The sequence below is a fragment of the Streptantibioticus cattleyicolor NRRL 8057 = DSM 46488 genome (genome assembly GCF_000240165.1).
Lineage (GTDB): Bacteria > Actinomycetota > Actinomycetes > Streptomycetales > Streptomycetaceae > Streptantibioticus > Streptantibioticus cattleyicolor.
Genome location: NC_017586.1, coordinates 511,326 through 531,725 on the forward strand (window position 1 = coordinate 511,326; position 20,400 = coordinate 531,725).

Here is a 20,400-nt window from a genome sequence, read left to right on the forward strand (position 1 = left end):
ACCAGCGACGGCGCCTCCCCCGAGACCGGCGGAGCCGTGGCGCCGCCGTAGGTCATGGCGCGCGGGTCGCCACCGGGGCCGGCCGGTGCCTGCGTCGCGGTGCCGGTCGACGGCGCGTGCTCGGCGGGGCGGGCCTGCGCGAACTGGCCCGGGTCGTGGGACAACTCGGCGGCGTGTCCGGCCGACCGGACCGCGTCGAGCGCCGTGGAGTGGTCGCCGGTGGGGGCCTCGACGGCGTCGAGTACGTCGGGTGTCGTGCCGTCGGGGGTGGTGATGCGCAGCTCGGTCGCGGTGGGGTAGCGGAACAGGGTGTCGCCGTCGCGGGTCGGGACGGCGCGGGCCGCCGGGTCGGTGACGCGGACGACCAACGGACGGCTGCCGGGCGGCAGTTGACCGAGCGCGGCCAGTGCCTGCTGCGGGTCGGGGTGGAGCTGCTGGAACTGCGGGAGGTGGAGCCGGGTCAGGCCGGCGGGGTCGGCGCCGGACGGGGCGGGGACGGCGAGGTAGCCGGGGCCGGACTTCGGTCGCGCGGTGAGCGCTTCGGCGGCCATGGCCCGGTGGCCGGGGATCCGCTTGGCCAGGTCCGGGACGATCTGTTCGGCGCGGTCCCGGACGGCCTGGTGGTGCGGCTCGACGGGGTCGTTGCTGTAGCGGGCGTTGACGGCGTTGCGGAGGGAGCCCCAGATCCCGGGGTCCTGGAGCAGCAGCTTCGGCAGGCTCATCAGGTCGCCCGCCATCGCCTGGTCGATCATGTCCCGGACGAGGCCCGGTAGTTCACGCGGGTCGGCGGTGAGCAGCGCGCGGTCGGGTTCGCTGTCGAGTAGGTGCAACGCGGTGGTGTGGGCGGGGTCCAGGCCCGTCGGCATGGTGACGGGCGCGTCGCGGAAGAGGTCGCGCAGCGGCTCGGTGTCGTCCGCGTACTGCTGCCAGTGCGGCGGGCGGAGCGCTTCGGACGGGTGGCCGGGGCGCGCTTCCGCCCGGGGGGCGAACATGGTGTCGGCGAGGCCGTACAGGTGGACGCCGGTGCCGGAGAGCGCCGCGCCGATCGCGGCGGGGTTGGCGCTCATCCCGGAGCCGCGCAGGTCGCTGAAGAGCGCGGCGAGGGGGTGGCCGTTGGCCAGGCCCCAGCCGAAGACCGCCTTGACGAACGAGGGGAAGCCCTCGCTGGGCAGTTTGAGCGCGTGGTACATCCAGTACAAAGCACCGGTGTTGAACCCCGAGCCGAGGTGCACCCTCATCCCGCGTTCCCGCAGGAGCCGGTCCTGGACCGCCGGGTCGTCGGTCACCCAGGAGCCGTAGGCGTTCGGGTACCGCTCCATGGCGGCCTCGGAGAGGACGGGCATCAGCTCGTGCGGATGGTGCCCGGGCACGCTGAGGTCGAGGGTCACCTTGTGGAGACCGGAGCCGGCCAGCGTCTCCACGGCCTGCTTGAGGATGTCGTACCCGGCGCGGTCGTCGGTCAGCCAGCCGCCCAGGGCCTTCTCGTACTCCTCGGTGATCTGGTCCCACGCGGGTCCGAACTCCGTGTAGCGGCCCGCCTGGCCCGCGAAGTACGGGTCGACGGTGTTGGCCGCGGTGTGACCGCCGCCCGTCCTCGGGCGGAAGTCCAGGATCGCCAGGTCGGACTCGGGCTCCGACCCCCAGTAGGGGTACAGCGCCTTACGGCCGTCCTCGTACACGGCCGCGATCGTGTTCCCCGCCGCGAGGACACGCTGCGCCGGCTGCTGATCGGCCGACAACTGCGCCACCGACGACAGTCCGGGGACCTTGGCGCCCACCGAGCACTGCCACAGCAGGACCGGGGTCTCCTCCGGGATGCCTGCCTCCGCCAGTCGCGTGGCGAACGCCCGCCCGGACTGTGAGCCGCTGGTGAACACCTGGCCGTACCGGCCGAGCGTCACGGCGGAACGCCTGCTGCCGTGGGAGGTGAAGACCACCGATGCGGGCTGCCCCGAGTGCTTGTCGAAGCCGGTCGGCAGCGACACCTTCTTGGCCGGACCGGCCGCGCGCGTGCCCGAGGGCTGGAGTGGCTCCACGCTGTAGTGGTCGGAGCCGAGGATGGCCCGCAACGCCTTCTGACGGGCCGGCAGGTCCGTCAGCTCGTAGCTTTCGAAGCCGATGAGGGTGCCCTGCCCGTCGCGCACCTCGCGCATCAGGATCTCGTTGTCCCACGGGACCCGCGGCGTGTGCGGCGCGACCTCGCCGACGACGAGGTGCGAGTACCACAGGTCGCCGGAGTCGGCGTGCCCGTGCCCGGGTTGGTCGATCCGCAGCCGCATCGGTCCGGGGGCCTGCGCGGCGAAGTCACCGGGGGTGCGGGAGAAGAGCGCCGTCTTGCGGATCGACACCGGGTCCGGCAGTTCCAGCAGCACCGGGTGTCCGGCGTGCGGCGACACCCGCTTCGCCAGTTCGCCCAGTTTCGCCACGGCGACGTCGCGGCTGGACGTCCACAGCGCGAACGGCGGCAGTTCCTCCTGCCGGCCCTTGAGCGCGTCGAGCCCCGCCTTGGGCGGCAGCGGGCCGGGCGCGACGGCCACGTAGTACATCGGGCCGTGGTCGGCCGGCTCGGCCTGGAGCAGGTCGAGGGCCTCGCCCGCCATGGCGGCGTGCCCGCGCACCTCGGCGAGCAGCCCCTCATCCGCCGCATTGGCGAACGCGTCGACCGCCGCCGCCAGTTCCTCCGGCGGCGCGGAACGGTCGACCGCCGCGCGGATCGCGGGGTCGCGGAGCATCACCAGCGGCCAGGTCGTCCGGTCGCCGGGCCGGGCCTGCGCCGGCACCGAGCGGATGAGGTCGCGCAGGCCGTCGAGGGTGAGGCCGGGCCGGAAGAACGTGCGGTCCGGGCCGGAGGCCAGCGTCAGCGCCATGGAGTGTCCCGACCGCAGGCTCGGCAGGGCCTCCAGGATCCCCTGGTTGCGCAGCGCGTCCGCCCATGCCTGCCGGCGCTGTGTCCACACGTCGGTCGCCGCCGGTTCGGCGCCGACGTGCTGCGCGATCCCCTGGTTGAGGACCGTGGGGTCGGTCCAGTCGCCCTGGCCGGTGACCTCCGCGCCGAGCAGGTCCGCGGTCGCCTTCTCGTACATCGCCACGTGCGGCGGCTGGTGGAGCACGGTGCGCGCCGGGTCGTCGGCGGGCAGGTCCTTGGGCAGCCGGCCCATGGGGTTGAGGACGCCATGGATCCACCCGTGCACCCGGGAGGCGTCCGTCACCCACGGATCGGGCTCAACGTGCCGGTCCCAGACCCCGGCGCGGTGCGAGGTGTCGAGGAACCACTCCCACGGCAGCGCGTCGGGTTGCGACAGGTAGCGGCCGGCCAGCGCGTCACGGAAGAAGAGGAGGTCGTAGTCGGAGGCGCCCAGGTGCCGGTAGACGTTGAGCATCAGCTCGATCTGCCGGGCGTGGTCGAGCTGTTGGGAGGTCAGGTCGCTGAACCCCCGGTAGCCGCGCTGCCGCATCTCGGCGTCCCACACGTCCCCCCGCGGCCTCGGACCGGCCGGCGCCAGCTCCGGGTGGCGCGAGGCGTACCAGGTGGCGCCGCCCAGGAACGCGGCGATCGACCTGTCGTAGTCCCCCGACTTCAGCAGTGGCCGCAGCGCGCTCGCCACGTAGCCGTCGCTGATGCGGGACCACGCGGCTCGTACGGCACGGCCCAGGCCGCCGGTGCGGGGCTGGTCGCCTTCGAACCGGGCGATCATCCGGTCCGGCATGAGCATCGCGTTGACGACGTCCCGCCCCTGGGCGGAATGCCCGTACCTGGCCTGCGCGTCCTCGACCATGTGGTCCAGTGCCTTGTGCGGGCTCAGGCGGATCGCGGGGTCGTTCGCCAGGTTCCGGGCCGTCTGCAACCCGTACTCCGCCGACCGTTCCAGGTATTCCTGCCGCATCGGTGACGTCGGTGCGAAGAACTGCGGGAACCTCGGCGCGTGGACGGCCGACGGGGGCCGGGTCACCGGTTCGGTACCGAAGAGCAGGTTCGTGTCGCGCCGGGTGACGGGACCGGTTTCGGCCGGGGCTTCCTCCTCGGACGGCGGGAGGTCGTGGGGCTCCTGAGCGGGGGGAGCCTCGTGTCCCTGGTCGGGCTGCGGGAGGTCGTGCGACTCGCTCGTGGAGGGCACCTCGTGCGGCTGATCCGTGAGCGAGGCCTCGCGCGGCTCGTTCGTGGGGGCGACGTCGTTGACGGACCCGGGGCGGCTGATCCGGCCGGGGTCGGCGAGCGTGTCGGGGGCGGACGGCTCCGGGGAAGCGGTGATCAGCGACCGGGTGCCGTCGTCGGTGGTGGCGGCCGGGGTGCGGGCGTCGTCGCCGCTGACAGACCCAGAGCGGCTGACCCGGCCAGGGCCGACGGGTGTCTCGGCGGCGGACGGCTCCGTGGCGGCGGTGGTCAGCGACCGGGTGCCGTCGTCGGTGGCGGCGGCCGGGGTGCGGGCGTTGTCACCGGGGTCGATACCGGCGGCGGCGCGGTCCGTCCAGGTGTCGGGAAGCGCCTCGGGAGCCCAGCGGTGCTGGTAGCGGTCGACGAAGGCGTCCCGGAAGTCCGGGTCCGAGGTGAGGTCGCCGAAGGGCCGGTCGGAGTTGACGCTGTCGAAGGTGTGGGCGGCGCCGGACTCGAAGGCGAAGTGGGCCGGGAGCCGGTCGGCCTCGCGGGCCAGGAGGGCGTCCCACTGCCAGATGCCCGCGCCGAGGTCGCCAGGTTTGGTGGCCTTGGCGTCGAAGGCGGTGTCGAAGGCGGAGAGTACGCGTTCGTCCCAGGCCGTCTTGGCCCGGTCGATGTCGGCCTGGGTGAGGGGCTGTTCGGGGTGGGCCGCCTGCCACGTGGCGAGTTGGTCCGTGAAGACCTTGGCCGCCGAGTCCAGCGCGCCGTTGCGGGCGTACTGGCGGAGCAGCCCGGTGTGGATGCGGTCACGATCGGTCAGTTGGGCGTACGCGTTGTGCCACTTCTCCAGGCGCTCCACCAGCGGCTCGGCGCCGCTCATGGTGTTGTCGAACAGGGCTCTGACGTTGGCGGCGACGCCGGTCTGCGTGTCGCGCAGCACGTTGCCGGTGACCTGGCCCTGATGGAGGCCGGGGAACCGGCGCCGGAACGCCGCACCCAGCGAGGAGGTCGCGGCCTCCCAAGTGCGGGCGGCCTCGGCGACGTCCTCCAGGGTGTCACGCAGCGCCTTCTCACGGGCGGCCTGGAAGGCCAGCTTCTCCGGCAGGCCGGAGGCGACATTGTCGAAGTGCCAGGGCCAGCGCTCCAGCGGCTGCTCGGTGCGGTCGAACAGGTCCTTGGGCACCTCGTTCGTTCCGAAGACCTTGGTGAACGCATCGTCCAGTTCCTCGGCGGCCTGGCGCAGCACCGTCTCCCGGCCCGGACGGGAGATCGGCGTGTTCTCCGCGTCGAAGGCTTCGAGGACTCCGCGGGTGTCGTCGTCGAGGTGGTCGTGGTAGGTGTCCGCGAGAGCGTCGAACTCGGCCTTGAGGCGGGCGCGTTGGGTCTCGTAGATGGCGTGCTGGTCGAAGCGGTCCCGCAGGGCACCGATCATGGCCTTCAGCCGCTTCCGAGCCTGGGCCACCATGGCAGCCAGGTCCTCGGACCCGATGTCGAGGCCGCTGGGAAACACCTTGTCGACGGCGTCCCGCAGTTCCCTGTCGAAGCGCTCCGACATGTTCTTGCCGACGGCGTCGGCGATCTCGGGTGTCTTCTCGAACGGGAGGGAGCTCTCCGGTATGCGGTGGTGGTGGTCGTTGAGCCAGGCGCGGAAGGCGTCCACGAAGGCACGCCGGCCGCGGTTGATGGCGGCCTGCCGTATGGCTTCGGCGGTGAAGGTGTTGTGCGGGTCGGGGGCGGTGCCCTCGCCGAGCGCCTGCTCGTGGACGGCCCAGGCGTCCCTTCGGGCCTCGTTGAGCTGGTGGGCGTCGAGTCGGTGTCCGGCCGACTCCGCCCACGCGTCGAAGGCTCGGTCGAAGGGCTCCCGGGCCTCGGCCAGGCGCTTGGCCTGGTCGAATCGGTCGCCGTATTCGGTGAACAGTTCTTCCTGGTCGCGGGCCCAGGCCGGGATGCGCCAGTCCCCCGCCTGGGCGTGCGGCGGTGGCGGTACGTGGGTGAAGCGCGCGCCGGCCGGGGTGTCGGCGGCCTCGCGTTCCTGGACGTACGTCTGGCGGGCGGCGTCGTTCTGCCGGTCGGCCCAGTCGGACGTCGCCGGGGAGGAGACCGGGCCGCGCTCGTCCGGTTGGGCGGCGACGAGCGCGTCGAATTCCTGGTGGTACCGGTGACGGTCCTCCGCGACCCGGGTGAGGTCGGCGGCCTGCCGGTCGAACTCGGCCCGGACGCCGGGCCAGGCGTCCTGTCCTTGTTGTGTCAGCCGGTGCAGCAGCGGCTCGGCGATGGCGGCCTTCTGCTGCTGGTACCAGGAGGCCAGTCGGCTGTCCCAGTCCTCCTGGGGCCGCCACTGCGACTGGCTGTGCCGCTCGAACGTGTCGGTCAGACCGGTGATTTTGGACGCCTGGTCGCGCAGCGCGGTGGCGGCCTGGTTCACCTGCTGGTCCAGCCGCCCAATCTCGGCCGCCGGGTCCTCGGTCGTCTCCGCCGCCCGGCGGTCGGCGAGGTACTGCTCCCGCAACGCGTCCAGCTTCTGCTCGTACCACGACTCGATCCGGCTGTCCCAGTACGGCAGCGGTGCCGTCAGGTCACCGTGCGCCTCGCCGGCGTGCAGTGCGCCGCCGAAGGCGATGTCGTCGGCCGTCCAGGCGTCGCGCAGTTCGTCGTAGCGGTTCCGGAAGTCCTCGACGAGGTGGGGCGGCACCTCGATGACGTCGGTGGACGCGGCGGCGGCCCGGAGTCCCCTCTCGTCCACCACGGCCTGGTGGAAGTCCTCCTGGAGCTGGGCGACTTGGGGCGAGCGGTCGAAGACCAGGGGCCTCGGGGCGGGGGTGCGTCCAGAGGCGATCTTCTCCTGGAAGAGCTGCCGGGTGTTGCTGTGCGCGAGGAAGTCGTCGTTGGCCTGGCCCAGTCGTTGCGTGAGCTGGTCGCCGAGCGGCGCGTGGCTGTCGGCGGCGGCGCCGGTGAGTCTGGCGTCGGCGAACCATTCCCGGACGGCGGCGACCTGCGGGGCGGCGGCGGGATCGCGCAGGTCCGGGAAGGCCTCCAGGTGGCCGTCGAACTCCTGGTTGATCCGGTCGCGGACGGCCAGGGCGTCGTGGGTGGCGGCCAGCGCGGCGGCGGCCTTGGCGTTGGCGGCCTCGGCCGCCTGGGCGCGGGCCTCGGCGGCGGGGTCGGTGGCCTGGGTGTGCGGTTCCTCGGTGGTGTGTGACGTGTCGGCGTGGAGCGGGTCCGGGAGGTCGGTCGTGCTGGACGGGTCGGGTGCGTGGGTGGCATCCGGCGCCGTCGGCTCGTGCGGCGTGGCCGAGGGTGCGTCCTCGACGGGGGGCGGGGAAGTGTCGTGGGCGTCGGGCTGGTCGGTGAGGGCGTCCGTGGTGGCGGCCGGCGCCTCGGGCTCCTCGGCGATCGTTTCCAGGCCCGGGGCGTAACGAGGCGCGCGGGCAGGCGGGTTCGGCACCTCCTGGTGGCTCTGCCCGTCCTGGCGCGTCTCGTCGGGGGTCCGGAGCGATTCCAGGTCGCCCAGGGCGGGGGCGGGACCCGGGTCGGTGGTCCGCGCCTCGGTGGGCGGAGCCAGGCGGTCGGCCTGGAGCTGGTGTTCGTCCGGGCCGGACGGGGCCAGCGCTGTCGCCGTCCGGCCCGGACCGGTGGCCGGGGCATCGGTTCCGGCACCGGAACGAGGGGTGTCCTGCGGGGGGTCCGGAAAGCTCGGGACGTCCGGGAGGCTCAGGGTGTCCGAAGGGGTCCCGGTCTCCGTGCCGGGGCGCTCGGGAGCGTCGCCGGCGTGGGGGTCGCCGTCACCGGCGGGGGCGTCGTCGGAGGACGGGTCGGGCGACGACCCGGTGTCGTCGCTGATCCGCTGGAGGTGTCCCGGGTCGATCCACGGATCGTCGTGCCGGAACGCCTCCGCCCGCAGGTCCGCCCGGTGTTCGTCGTACGTCAGCGTGTCGTCGAGCTGCCGCTCGGCCTCCGTGATGCGTTCGCTGGTGTGAGCCGCACCGTCCGTGTCACCGTTCAGCAGTTGCTCGGTGTGCTGCGCGCTGAGGTCGTCGATCCGGGCACGCAGGTCGCGCACCTGTGCCTGGCGGTCCTCCTCCTGGCTGCGCAGGCCGGCCTCGTAGTCGTCGAAGGCGCGGGCGGCCTCCTGTTGGGACCGGGCCTGGCCCAGCCCCTCCCGCAGGCCGGAACGGAGCCCCGACTTCCCGTCGTCGAGGGCGTCGAGCCGGGCGCGCAGTTCCGCCTCGTCCGGTACGGAGGTGGGCTCTTCACCCAGGCGGTCCAGGCGTTCTTGCAGGTCGCGGAAGGCGTGCAGGTCGTCGAGTGCCTCAGCGGCCTGTTGCGGGTCGGTGGCCTGGTCCACCCGGTCGCGCAGCTCGCGCTCCGTCGTGGGTGACGTGTCACGGAGGGCGCCCAACCGTTCGGCCAGCGCCGCGTCGGTCCGGTCCGCGCCGAGGGAGTCCACCTCGTCCAGTCGTGCCCGCAGGTCGCGGTATGCCTGGAGGTCTTCCAGCGCGCGCTGGGCCTCCTGCGGAGTGCGGGCCTCGTCGAGTCGCTGGCGGAGCGGCCCCTCGTCGTCCGCGTCGCCCGGCCTGGAGACCCGGTTGCGCAGGTTGTCCCGGAGGGTCGCCACCTCCAGGCGGTCCCGCAACTGCGCCCGCAGAGTCTCGACGTCGGTGCCGGCAGGTGCCTTGGCGATCGCCTCGCGGAGCCGTTGGATCTCGGGGTCGAACGCCGAGGCCGCGTCGTCTCCGGTCAGCCGCTCGGCGGGTGTGTGCTGCTCGACGTACCCGGTGTACTCGCGCAGCGCCGCGTCCAGCGTGTCCGGGTCGCCGCCACGCCGGGCGCTTTCGACCGCGTCGACCTTCTGCTGCCACTCGGTGCGTGACGCGCCCTGCTCGCCCAGCCGGTCGAAGCCGCCGTCGGCGTGTTCGCGGAACGCTTCGTACCGCTGGGTGAGCGCCCGTGCATCGACCTCCAGGCGGAACTGTTCCAGGCCGCGCCGGGCCTGGCCCCAGGCGTGGGTGTTCAGCGCGTCGAAGACCGGTTCGGCCAGGGCCTTGCGGGTCTCCTCGGACATCCCGGCCTGCCGCGCCGCCTGGTTCAGGGCGTCGACCCGTTCCTCGGCCCACGCCTCGATGCCCTGCGGTTCACGGCCGGGTGCGGCGGGGGCGTCGTCGAGCCGGGCGTCCGGCTTCTCCTCCTTGCCTCCGGGTGCGGCGGGGGGCTCGCCGATCGCGTCGCGGGGAACGTCGCTCCCCGCGAACATCTCGGCCAGCCGGTCGGGCGGCGTACCGGTGTCTTCGTGCTCGCCGGGGGTGCCCGGTGCCTCCGGTTCCGGGGTTCCTCCGGTGTCTTCCGGGCGGCTCGGAGAGGTGGGTGAAGTGGCTTCGGGACGCGGGGAGTTGGTGCCGTCCGCCCGCCCAGGTCCGGTGGGTGCGGCAGGTGCCTCCGGTTTCGGGGTCCGTCCGGTGACCAGGGAACGCAGCCGGGCGCCGAGCCCGCCGCCGCCGTTCCCCGGCGGCGGCTCGGACGCCGGGTGCCGCGGCACCGGCATGCCCTGCATGGCGGTCAGCGACTCGGGACGTGCGGTCACCCCGGGCCCGTCGGACGCGGTCGCGGTCGAGTCGCCTTCCGTGCCGCGCGGTTCGGCGGGGCCGTCGACGGGCAGGCTCCGCGGTGCCTCGGTGCCCTTCAGCGCCTCCGCGAGCTGACCGGGCGGCGTCTCGGTACGGCCGCGTCCGGTGGAGCCGGCCGTCGTCTCCGGGGTCGGCGCGCCGCCCGTCGTCTCCGGCCGTGCGGCGGGTCCCCGGTCCGCGGGGGCGGTCGGAGGCGTGCCGCTCCGTTCGCCGCGCGGTGTGTCGGACGGGGTCGTGCTCGGGGTCGCCGGTGACTGCGTGCCGCGTGTCGGGGACGCCGGTGCCTGCGGCTCGCCGCCCCGCGCCCCCGTCGGGCCGCCGCCCCCGCCCGGCGGTACGGCCATCGTGCCCTGCGGCGTAACGGCGGGTTCCTGCCCGGCGTCCGGGATGGGCCGGTGATCCGCCGCTGAGGTGTCGGGCCCGGTGGGCTGCGTGCTGCCGGTGCCTTCGTCTTGTCGCGTGGACGAGGACGGAACGCCGTCCGGGGCCCCTTCCGTTCCGGTGGGCCGTTCCTGCGGCGGGATGGAGTGGGTCGGCTGCGGCGCGCCCTGCGTTTCGTGGGTCAGCGGGGTGGGTTCCGACGGTGCCGACGTGTGCGAAGCGCCGCCCGGCTCGTGCGTGGTGGGCGCGTTCACCGGGGCCCGGTCGGTGGGCGCGGTCTCGTGCGTGGTGGGCGCGTCCGCCGGAGCCCGGTCGGACGGCCCGGTCTCGTGCGTGGTGGGCGCGTCCGCCGGAGCCCGGTCGGACGGCCCGGTCTCGTGCGTGGTGGGCGCGTCCGCCGGAGCCCGGTCGGACGGCCCGGTCTCGTGCGTGGTGGGCGCGTCCGCCGGAGCCCGGTCGGACGGCCCGGTCTCGTGCGGAACGTCCTGCGGTCCGCGTGCCACCGGTGCCGGCTCCGAAGTGTGCGGCACGTCGTGGGTGGTCGGCCGGTCCACCGGTACGGAGTGCGGTGGGGCCGAGACGGGCTCCGCCGGGTGATCGTGGGTGGTGGTTCCGGCGGGCGGCTGGTGGAAGGTGCCGGTGTCGGTGGGGTGCGTCGCGGTCGGAGTTCCGGCCGGCTCGGCCGGATGGTCGGCGACGGGCGTGCGGATCTCGGTCTGGGGCACCGGGGCGCCGGGCTCGACCTGGTCGCGCCAGGCCTCGACGGTCCGGTCGGTGGCGTGCGGGATGTCACGCAGCGTCTCGGACGTGAGGTGTGGCCCACCGGTGCCTGCCCGGTCGGTGGGCGCCCCGTGTTCGAGCGTGACGTCTTCGGGTCGTGTGGTGGTCGCGGCGGCGGGCGCATCGCGGAACGTGGTCTCGAAACCGGGGAGTTCACGCGGATGGGTGGCCGCCACCTCGTCGTGGCCGCCGGTCACCGTGGGGCGTGCTTCCGTGGTGAACGGCCGTTCGGTGTCCTGGGAGTTCCGCGTGCCGGCCGGTGCCTCACCGTGGGCACCGCTCGTTCCGTCGGTGCCGGTGCGGGCGTTCCTCGGGATGAGCGGCGGGTCGCCCACGGAGATCCCGGAGACCGTCACGTTGTCGTCGAAGCTCTCGTCGCCGAGGCTCGACACGTCGTCATGCGTGCGCTGTGCGTTGCCTGGCGTGCCACCCGCGTCGCCGCCGAAGGTCTCCGGCAGGGGTGCGCCGACGGAGGAGGTGGCCGTCCGGTCCCCCTCGGCATGTGTGCCGCCGTCCTCGAAGAACGGCACCCGGTCACTGCCGCCCTGCGACCCGAGGTCTCTGTCCAACGGCACGTAACGGTACGTGCTTCCGGAATCCGTACGGTCGGGGCCGGTGAAGGTGGTGTCGCTCTCGGTCGGTACGTGGGCGTATCCGTCGCCGCCTTCGCCCCCGATGTCACCGCGTGGCGGTGTGGGCAGGCCCTCGCCGGGATCCGGCAGGTCGAGGGGGGGAGCCTCGCCGGGTGTTCTCGGTACGTCGGCGAAGTCCCCGTCGTCACCGCCTTTGCCCTTGCCGCCCTTGTTGCCGGTCTTGCCGAGCGCCGTGGGGATGTGCCCGATCGCACCGCCCACCGCGCCCGCGACGAAGCCCAGGCCGGGGTTGCCGTCGATGTCGAACGCCGCGTCCGTGGCCGCCATCCCCGCGGCGCCACCGAGACCGCCCACCAGCATCTTGCCCAGCAGCGTCTCCAGCAGCTTCGGCGCCACCGCGCCGCCCGCCATGAACAACGCACCCGTGATCGCCCCGTTGATGGCACCCGCACCCAGCGCCATCTCCGTGTTCTTCCAGTCCCACGAATGCCGCTTGCCCTCACCGAACTGGATCAACTGGGCGATCGCGTCCATCAACCCCGCAGCCGCCACATTGACCGCGACCGCCGCCCCCAGCCGCCACAGGATCATCCCGATCGCGGCCCGCCCCTGCGCGATGATCTCCGGCAACGACTCCGGACACCACCACGCCAGAAAAGCGATCTCCGCCGCCATCCACCCCAGCATCATCAAAATCATGATCTTGGAGTACTGGATCTGCAGCGCCGTCTGATCACAGGAGTCCGCCACCTGCTCCGCCGCCGACGCCACCTGCGGCAGATTCTTCTGCAACTTCGCCAGATACTGCTCGAACGCCTCGGCCGTCTCCCCCGAGACCCCCGCCTTCACATCATCGACCGCAGGCTGGAAATCATTGGCGATCGCCCGGATCTCGTTCGCGAAGTCCCGATGGACCTGCGCAAGCTCCCACAGCTTGTCCTCATCGGCCTTGGGCCACTCACCACCCGCCAGCGCCGCGACCCACTGCAACCCCGACGGCAACATGATGCTCATGGGCGGCGGCCTTCCGTCGTGATGCTCACGAACGCATCCACGCCGACCTCCACCGGACACCACAACGAGCGGGAGAACACTGCAACTATCGAGAAGACGGGACTATCGAGAAGACGGGGACCATCGAGAACACTGGGAGAAGACAGTCAACCGTCGGATGATCGGAAAGCCAACACGCCCGGGAATGCCATGACCTGACGGACACATGGTTCTGCCTTCCCGTCCACGAGCCGCCGGCTCCGCGCCCGGGTGAGCCGGAGACGGCGGGTCCGCCCTGGTCAGAGCAGGTCGTGGGTGGGGATTTCGGTCGGGCCGCCGCCCGGTGCCGGGGGTTCCTGGGCGGTGGGCAGGATGCCGCTGAGGTCGCCGAGCCAGCTGTTCTCACCGTCGGCGTCGGCGGCGGCGCTGACCGCCTCGCGCAGCACGTCGGGTTCCACCGTCATGCTGACCGGGCCGGAGGCGTTCAGGTAGATCAGGTGGCCTTCCGGGAGCTGGTCGAGCAGGTCGGTGGCCTGGATCGGGGTGAAGGAGAGCCGGCCGGCGGCGTGCAGGTGCTCGGGGGAGCTGAAGACGGGCACGATGGGGGTCTCGTCGTCGGGGGCGACGGCACACAGCAGGCCGCCGCCGGGTGCGCGGAAGACCGCGACCTCGGCGGTGGCCAGTGCCTGGGTGACCGCCTCGGCCGGGCCGTAGCCGGTGGCGGCGAGTTGCACGGCGGCGTCCACCGGGTCGGTGGGGTCGGGCCAGCCGAGCGCCTTGGGGGACGGGCGGTATTCCTCGTTGTCCCGCCACTCGACGATCTCGCCGTCCAGGTCGGAACGCCACTGGCCGACCATGGCCCACTCCGGCGGGGTGCCCTCCCCCGACCAGGTGGGGTCGACCAGGCCGAACCAGTGGTCGGGGGCCTGCCGGGCCGCCTCGCGGATGTGGTCGGGAACGGGCGGCATCTCGTCGGCGCCGCTCGCGGCCGGTGCGGTGGTCTCCTCGGTGCCGGGCGCGGCCGGATCCGCCGGTCCGCCCGGCACCGCCGCCGCCTGCGGGGCATGCTGCTGTGACGGACCGTTCCCGTCCGGCGTGCCGCTCATCTGTACTCCACCGTTCCCATGTCGCCGGTTCGCTCGTTACGGATTCTGACCCGGCGGCTACTGCCCGCCGGACGTGGAGTCCAGCGTGCCCGACAGCCGCCTACCGGTGGCGGTGTTCTGTTCCTCGGTGTCTTCGTAGGCCTTGATCATCTCGGTGATCTGGTCCGCCGAATCCATGAGCCCGGAGCCACCGTACAGCCCGGCGTCGATCAACTGGCTGTGCGGATCCTTGTACTTGTCGTAGAACTTCCCACCGGTCTTGTCGTCACCCCACGGGTGGCCCAGTCGGGAGCTGTCGAGGTCGAGCTTCTGCCCGGCCGCCTGGAGCCTTTCGCCGAGCGCCTTGAGCTTCTCGGCGGCGCTCTTCAGCCGGACGGTGTCGACGTGGACCGTCGTGTCGGACGACTGCTGCTGGTCGTCAGCCATGGTTGCCGCCTCCCTCACGGACGCCGAGTCCGTGGTTGACGTAGGCCCGTACCGCTTCGGGCAGTTCCAGTTCCTCGGGGAAGAGCGACTTGGGGTCGACGCGGCCCTGGAGCAGGTCGGCCGGTGACACCCCGCCGAGCATGCCGCCGAGGGCGACCTCGGACACCTTGCCCAGCGCCTGCGTCCGGGCCTGTTCGAGGGCGGCGAGGATGACCCTGGACAGGTCCTTCGGCGGCAGGTTGCGGTAGGCGCCGGTGGGGAAGTCCAGCGCCTTCACCTGGCCCTGGGCGCCCACGGTGACCTTGACCACCTGGCGGGGTGCCGTCACCGTCACTTCGATCTCGTTGATCCGGCGGCGGGTCTCGGACGCCTGCTCACGAGCGTCGCGGTACTGCGCCAGCAACTCCTCGATCTGCTCGTCGTACGGGGACGACATCCCTGTTTCTCCCAACGCCGTACCGGACCGTTCCACAGATACGTCCGAGTCAACTGGACCCGGCGCCCGCACGCCAACCCCGCACCGTGGGGTATGAACGTCCGTACACCCGCCTCTGCCTGCGTGCGCAAGGAGTGCCGGTCGTGGTCACCCCCAGACCTCCTCGCCCTGGCGCAGCAGGTCGGAGATGCTGCTGCCCTTCTTGCCTTCTTCCTCGCGGTCCCGGCCCTTGCCGTTGGTGGTGGCGGAGGCCGGGCGGTTCTCGCGTTCCTCGGTCGGGGCGGTGGGCTCGTCCTCGAAGGAGCACGACAGTTCCATCGGCGCGGTGGTGTTGGCCTTGGGGCGCCACGCCTGACGGGTGGGTGCGGCGGGGGCCTCCTGCTCGCCGGCGACGGCGCGGGCGATCGGGTAGGCGCCGGCGACGACCGACGTCACCGCGGCGGCGTCCTGGCGGTAGCTGTCGTCGGACGCGTCCGGGTGCCCGGGGGCGGAACGCTGGACGCCGAGCAGCGGGAGGAGCGAGTCGTCCTCGGCGTCCCAAGTCGCGGCGTCGTCGAGGGGTTCGGCGGGGGCCGCGGGGGCGGGTTGGTGCTGTGCGGCCGGGACGGTGGACGCGGGTTGTGCGGGTGCCGCCACCTCCCGGGCCGGGAGGGTGTGTTCGGTGGTGGGCGGCGGTGCGCTCGGGGTCACCGATGCCGCGTCGTGGTGCGCGGTGGCGTGGGAGGGGTCGGCGGGCACTCCGGCCGGGGACGGTCCGGAGGTGCCCCATGTGCCCTCTCCCCACGCCGGGGTGGTGCTGTCCTCGGCCGGACGGGTGCGGTGGTTCGGGGAACCGCCGGTACCGCCGGGGCCACCGCCGGCCGTCGCGGTGAGCGGCATGCCGGCCACCACACCGGCCGCCAGTTCCTCCGCGGCCAGTTCCTCGGCGGACGGGACGGTCGCGGGCGCATGGCCCGTTCCGAAGATGTCGGCGGGCATGCCTTGTCCGTCCGGCGCGCGCAGGTGTCCCTCGGCGGGCGGGGCACCGTGCGGGGTGCTGGTGGCGGAGCCGGTCGTGTCCGCAACGGCGGACCAGGGTTCGGTGGTTCCGGACAACAGGCCGGAGGCGTCGGAGCGTTCGTGCTCGCGTTCGCCGGTTCCGGCCGCGGCGGTCAGACCGCCCATGGGCATCATCGGCATGGTGACGCCCGGCGCGTCCGCGCCCTCCGACGGCACACGGCCGGTCAGCGCCTCGTCCAGCGGCAGCTCCAGCCCGGGGCCGCCGACACCGGCACCGGCGGTCACCTGGTCGGATTCCGACGACGGCGTACCGCTCCACGGGGCCGTATCGCCGTGCAGCAGCCCGGAGGCGTCCGACCGGGTGCCTTCGGAGTTGTCGGCGCCACGCATACCACCGGCGCCCATACCGCCCATCGGCATCATCGGCATACCGCCCGGCACACCACCCACCCCGTCCGACGGCACGCTGCCGGTCGGTGCCTCGTCCAGCGGCAGGCCGAGGCTCGACACATTCTCGTTAGGCAGATGCAGTCCGGGGCCGCCCGCGCCGGCACCGGCCACGACGTCCGACGGGGCGTCCGGCAACAAGGGGGAACCGGTCCACGGCAGCGCGTCACCGTGCAGCAGCCCGGAGGCGTCCGACCGGGTGCCCTCGGAGTTGTTGGCGCCACCCGGGCCGCCGGCACCCATACCGCCCATGGGCATCATCGGCATACCACCCACCCCGTTCGACGGCAGGCTGCCGGTCGGTGCCTCGTCCAGCGGCAGGCCGAGGCTCGACACGTTCTCGTTAGGCAGATGCAGTCCGGGGCCGCCCGCGCCGGCGCCGCCGGTGACGTCCGACAGGGCGTCCGGCAGCGAGGTGGAGCCGTTCCAGGGCAACGCCTCCTTGTTCAGCAGGCCGGAGGAGTCGGAGGGCGAGCTCTCCGAGCCGCCCAGGCCCGGACTCCTGCTGCCCGTCGGCATCATCGGCATGCCGGGGGTCGTCAGCCCCGTGTCACCCGGATACCCGGCGACGTGCGAGTCCGGGGAGGCGACGTTGTCGAAGGAGGGCAGACCGGGCCCGTTGGTGGACAGGCCGGTGTGGGGATAGTTGGCGAGGGACGGCATGTCGCCCACGGGCGGGGCGTCGATGCCGTGGGTGTTCGGCAGGCCGGCGCCCTGGTAGGGGGAGACGGGGGAATCGGCCGGGTTGGCCGAGTGGTCGCCGAAGGCCCCGGGAGAGTCCAGCCCCAGATTGCCGCCGTACGGCTTCACCGACTTGTCGAAGGCTTTGGAGTTGTCGGCGGCGTCACCGGTCTTACCGAGGCCGGGGAACGGCGCGAGGGCAGGAGGGGCGTCGGGGTTGAGCGCCTTCTCCATGTAGGGATTGACCGTTCCGCCGTCGGGCAGGTTCCCCGAGTCCGGGCCCAGGGAGTTGTTGGGGTACGAGGCGGGGGCGGTCTGGTCCAGCGGGTTGTCGAGCGACTTGTTCGCGGTCCCGGGGCCGCCGCCGGGCAGGTCGGACAGCGGCGGGGCGCTGATCGGCTCGTGCAGACCGCCCGGGCCCTGCGAATCGGTCGACCCCCCGTAGGGCTGCGGGTTGGTGTCGAGACCGTTGAAGTCCTTGCTCCCGCCGGGCCCGTGGCTGTCGTAGTGGGGTACGTTCGGGCCGTTGCCGGGTGCGTTGGCCCAGTTCTCCGGGCTGTGCGGGTACGGCTGGAGGTTCGGCGTGTGGTTGCCGTAACCGCCGGTCGGAGGCTTGTTGAAGTACGGGAGGTTGGGCCCGTAGTACGGCAGCCCGCCGCGCGGGTACGGCATCGCGTTGTACGGGATGTTGGGGCCGGAGCCGGGGATGTACCCGTTGGGGTTGTGGGTCGGGTCGGTGGGCGGCGTGGGCTTGGCGACCGAATCCTTGGTCACCGTGTAGTGCGTGGCGAGGGTCTGGAGCACCGCCAGCATGTCGTTGGTCATCATCCTGACGACCTGCGGCAGCTTGTGGACCTCGACCAGCCCATTGGACATCTGCAGGCTCGGATCGATCTTCAGCGCCTGCTGGGCGTACCAGTAGTTGATGTCCTGGATCTTGGCCTTGGCCTCGCGGAGGTGCTGGGCGTTGTTGGCGAGCTGCTGCGGGACGTCGTTGTCACCGGTGACGCCGCCGGACAGGACGTTGGCCATGTCGCCGACCTGCTTGGACAGGCCGGTCATCGCCTTGTTCAGGGCCTGCGCCGCCGCTCCCCGCCACGGACCGTGCTCGCCGGTCAGCGCCTTGGTCTGGTCGGCGATGCCCTCGGCGACCTCCTTGAGCACCTGCTCGGTGTACCAGAAGGCGTTGGCGGCCTCCTGGAGGGACTCCGGATCGGAGATCGCCTTCAGTTTGCGGTCGACGGAGGCGTCCTCGACGTAGGCGGCACCACCGTTGATGGCCGCCATGATCTTCTTCCAGCTCCAGTGGCTGTAGTCACCGGTGGTGTTGCCGGTCTGGGTGGCCCAGACGCCGTCGCTGTTGGAAATGGAGCCATCGGAGTTGTCGTCGCTGTAGTTGTCCGTGTCGCCCATGTCTTCCCGCTCCCATCCCCCCTGAACGCTCCGCGGCTCTACGAGCCGCCCACCGGACTAGAAGCCGGGGAGGGTGTCGTACGTCTCCGCGTCCCGGTTCCTGACCCGGACCTCCTGCGGCGGCAGGTTGGCCTCCATCGGGAGCAGACGTCTGAACTCGTGCGGCTGCTGGGAAGTGTCGTGGACGACCCGGAATTCCTGCCGGCCCGCGGTCAGATGAGCCGGGACCTGCTCCACCCTCAGTGCCTCCATGCGCAGCGGCTGGTTCGTATCGTGGTGCACGACCAACTCACGCTCGTGACCAGGCACGTTCTGCCCGGCGGGGTCGTACTGCGGCGGAGCGTAACCAGGCACGTTCTGCCCGGCCGGGTCGTACTGCGGCGGAGCATAGTCAGGCACGTTCTGCCCGGTGGAGTCGTACTGCGACGGAACGTAGGCGGGCACGTTCTGCCCGGGGATGTTCTGCGTCGGGGCGTCGTACGGGCCGGGGGTCGCGTAGGGGTCCGGCGGTGGTGCGTCGCCACCGGTGCTCCCGTTCGTGCCGCCCCAGTCGTACGGGGTGTTCGTATCCGTCGGTCCGTTGCCGGTGCCGTACGCGTACGCACCGGGCACCGCCCCGCCGTACTCGGCGGGTACCGCCGCGCCGTACGGATCGGCGTTCGGGCCCTCCGGGTCCTCGTAGGGGGTGTACTGCCCGCCGGTGGTGCCGTAGGGGCTGTACTGCCCGCCAGGAGTGCCGTACGGGCTGTACTGCCCGCCAGGGGTGCCGTACGTCCCGTACCCGGTGTACTGGCCGTCGGTGGGGCCGTAGTTGCCGTAGGGGGTGGTGTTGCCGTAGCCGCCCGGGGCGTTGCTGTAGGGGTCGTTCGGGTCGTACGGGCCGCCGCCGGAGTAGACGGGCTGGTAGGCGGGGTAACCGCCGGAGGTGGTGTTGCCGGGGTCGTCGGAGCCGCCGGGGTTGCTGTTGGTGGGGTCGTTGGGGGCGTCGGGCTTGGCGACGTTGTCCTTGTTGACCTTGTAGTGGCTTGCCAAGGCGGTGAGCACCTGACGCATGTCGTCGCTCATCATCTTGACGATCTTCTCGTTGTTGTTGACGTGGACCAGGCCGTTGTCCATCTTGGCGTCCGGGTCCATGTCGACGGCCTGCTGGGCGTACCAGGTGTCGATGTCGTGGACCTTGGCGATGGCCTCGCGCAGGTGCTGGGCGTTGTCGGCGATCTGCTGCGGGACGTCGTTGTCACCGGTGACGCCGCCGGAGAGCACCTCGGCCATGGCGGTGACCTGCTTCGCCAAGGTGGTCATCGCCTTGTTCAGGGCCTGCGCCGCCGCTCCCTGCCACGGACCGTACTCCCCGGTCAGGGATTCGGTCTGGTCGGTGATGGCCTCGGCGACCTCCTTGAGCACCTGCTCGGTGTACCAGAAGGCGTTGGCGGCGTCCTGGAGGGTCTGCGGGTCCGAGACCTGCTGTGCCCGGTGTTCGTTCGAGGTGTTGTCGACGTAGGCGGAGCCACCGCAGATGGCCGCCATGATTCTCCGCCAGTCCCAGTTGCTGTAGTCGCCGGTGGTATCGCCCTTGTTGTCCGCGAACGTGCCGTCGTCGTTGGTGGTGAAGCCACCCGAATTGTTGTCGAGGTAGGTGTCGCCCATCCCGCCCGCCCGTTAGTCCCGAAGCGCACCGCCCGCACCACGGACACCGCGCCGCCATCGCCTGTGCCGGTCCCCCGCCGGACGGGGTACCCGCTGTTGTGCTGTTGTGGGCCCGGCGCGGCGGTGGGGGCGCCGCGTCAGGGCCGAAGGCCCGGTGACGCGGCACCGGGCCACGTGCCGGCATCCGCCCACGCGCCGCGCCAGGCCGGCCCCGCGACGCGCCGGATCACGGTCACCGCGATCAGAGCGGGTCCTTCTGGAGCTTCTGGACGTCGCTCTGGGCCTCGGTGATGAGATCCCTCAGTTCCTGGCCGGCGTTCTTGTTGAGCTCTTCGATCGTCGCGTACTTGTCCGCCAGGTCCCGTATCTGCTGGGCCACCTTCTTCAGCGCCTCGCGCAGCTGGTGCATCGCGTCGACGTAGTGCTGCTGCAACCCGTCCTTGGGGTCGCTGATGGTCTTCTTGAGGTCTTCGGCCTCCTTGAAGGCACCGGGCGCCAGCGCCCGGAGGTGGAAGACCTTGTCCCTGGCCGTGCCCACCATGTCGCACAGCGTGTCGAGGTTGTCGGCGTACGTCTTGAGCGCCTTGGTGTCCACCGACGTGTTGCCGTTGCCGTCCCGGATCCGGATCCCGGGGATCACCGGAGTGGGGGGCAAGGGGTCGTGGTCGACGTGGCCCTCGCTGCTGTCGGTGTACAGGCCGCCGTTGTAGGCGTCCGGCTCCGTCTTCGTCGTCGACGACGAAGACGAGTGGTGATTCGACCCCGCTCCACCGTTCATCGTTCA

The 20,400-nt window shown here is 72.2% G+C and carries 7 protein-coding genes (1 of these 7 cut by a window edge); all 7 read right to left on the reverse strand.

Translation table 11 applies throughout. The annotated features are described in order from the left end of the window. On the reverse strand, nucleotides 1–12,482 hold the start of the coding sequence (locus tag SCATT_RS01930; protein WP_014627318.1) for a WXG100-like domain-containing protein. It extends 30,214 nt beyond the left edge of the window; only the first 12,482 of its 42,696 coding nucleotides appear in the window; its start codon is at nucleotides 12,480–12,482; its stop codon lies off the left edge, out of view. A 278-nt stretch (nucleotides 12,483–12,760) separates the two neighbouring features. Continuing rightward, a complete protein-coding gene (locus tag SCATT_RS01935) occupies nucleotides 12,761–13,567 on the reverse strand; it encodes a type VII secretion system-associated protein (RefSeq protein WP_014141193.1) in 807 nt (268 codons plus the stop codon). Nucleotides 13,568–13,624: 57 nt separating this feature from the next. Next, nucleotides 13,625–13,993 carry a hypothetical protein gene (locus SCATT_RS01940; protein ID WP_014627320.1) on the reverse strand — a complete coding sequence of 123 codons (369 nt, stop codon included), beginning with the start codon at nucleotides 13,991–13,993 and terminating at the stop codon, nucleotides 13,625–13,627. Further along, nucleotides 13,986–14,429, reverse strand: a complete 444-nt coding sequence (locus SCATT_RS01945) for a YbaB/EbfC family nucleoid-associated protein (protein WP_014141195.1) — start codon at nucleotides 14,427–14,429, stop codon at nucleotides 13,986–13,988. Before SCATT_RS01945 ends, SCATT_RS01940 begins: the two co-directional genes overlap by 8 nt. A 147-nt stretch (nucleotides 14,430–14,576) precedes the next feature. Continuing rightward, a complete protein-coding gene (locus tag SCATT_RS01950; protein WP_014141196.1) occupies nucleotides 14,577–17,969 on the reverse strand; it encodes a hypothetical protein in 3,393 nt (1,130 codons plus the stop codon). Between the two features lie 57 nt (nucleotides 17,970–18,026). Beyond that, complete coding sequence (locus SCATT_RS01955; RefSeq protein WP_014141197.1) at nucleotides 18,027–19,616, reverse strand: WXG100 family type VII secretion target; 1,590 nt, start codon at nucleotides 19,614–19,616, stop codon at nucleotides 18,027–18,029. A 241-nt stretch (nucleotides 19,617–19,857) separates the two neighbouring features. Then, nucleotides 19,858–20,394 (reverse strand): coiled-coil domain-containing protein, encoded by a 537-nt coding sequence (locus SCATT_RS01960; RefSeq protein WP_014141198.1) that lies wholly within the window; start codon nucleotides 20,392–20,394, stop codon nucleotides 19,858–19,860. Between the last annotated feature and the right edge of the window lie 6 nt (nucleotides 20,395–20,400).

Bases quoted from the DNA above. Each gene is read 5' to 3' on its own strand.
- SCATT_RS01935 (WP_014141193.1), bottom strand. From the start codon at position 13,567: ATGAGCGGCACGCCGGACGGGAACGGTCCGTCACAGCAGCATGCCCCG.
- SCATT_RS01940 (WP_014627320.1), bottom strand. From the start codon at position 13,993: ATGGCTGACGACCAGCAGCAGTCGTCCGACACGACGGTCCACGTCGAC.
- SCATT_RS01945 (WP_014141195.1), bottom strand. From the start codon at position 14,429: ATGTCGTCCCCGTACGACGAGCAGATCGAGGAGTTGCTGGCGCAGTAC.
- SCATT_RS01950 (WP_014141196.1), bottom strand. From the start codon at position 17,969: ATGGGCGACACGGACAACTACAGCGACGACAACTCCGATGGCTCCATT.
- SCATT_RS01955 (WP_014141197.1), bottom strand. From the start codon at position 19,616: ATGGGCGACACCTACCTCGACAACAATTCGGGTGGCTTCACCACCAAC.
- SCATT_RS01960 (WP_014141198.1), bottom strand. From the start codon at position 20,394: ATGAACGGTGGAGCGGGGTCGAATCACCACTCGTCTTCGTCGTCGACG.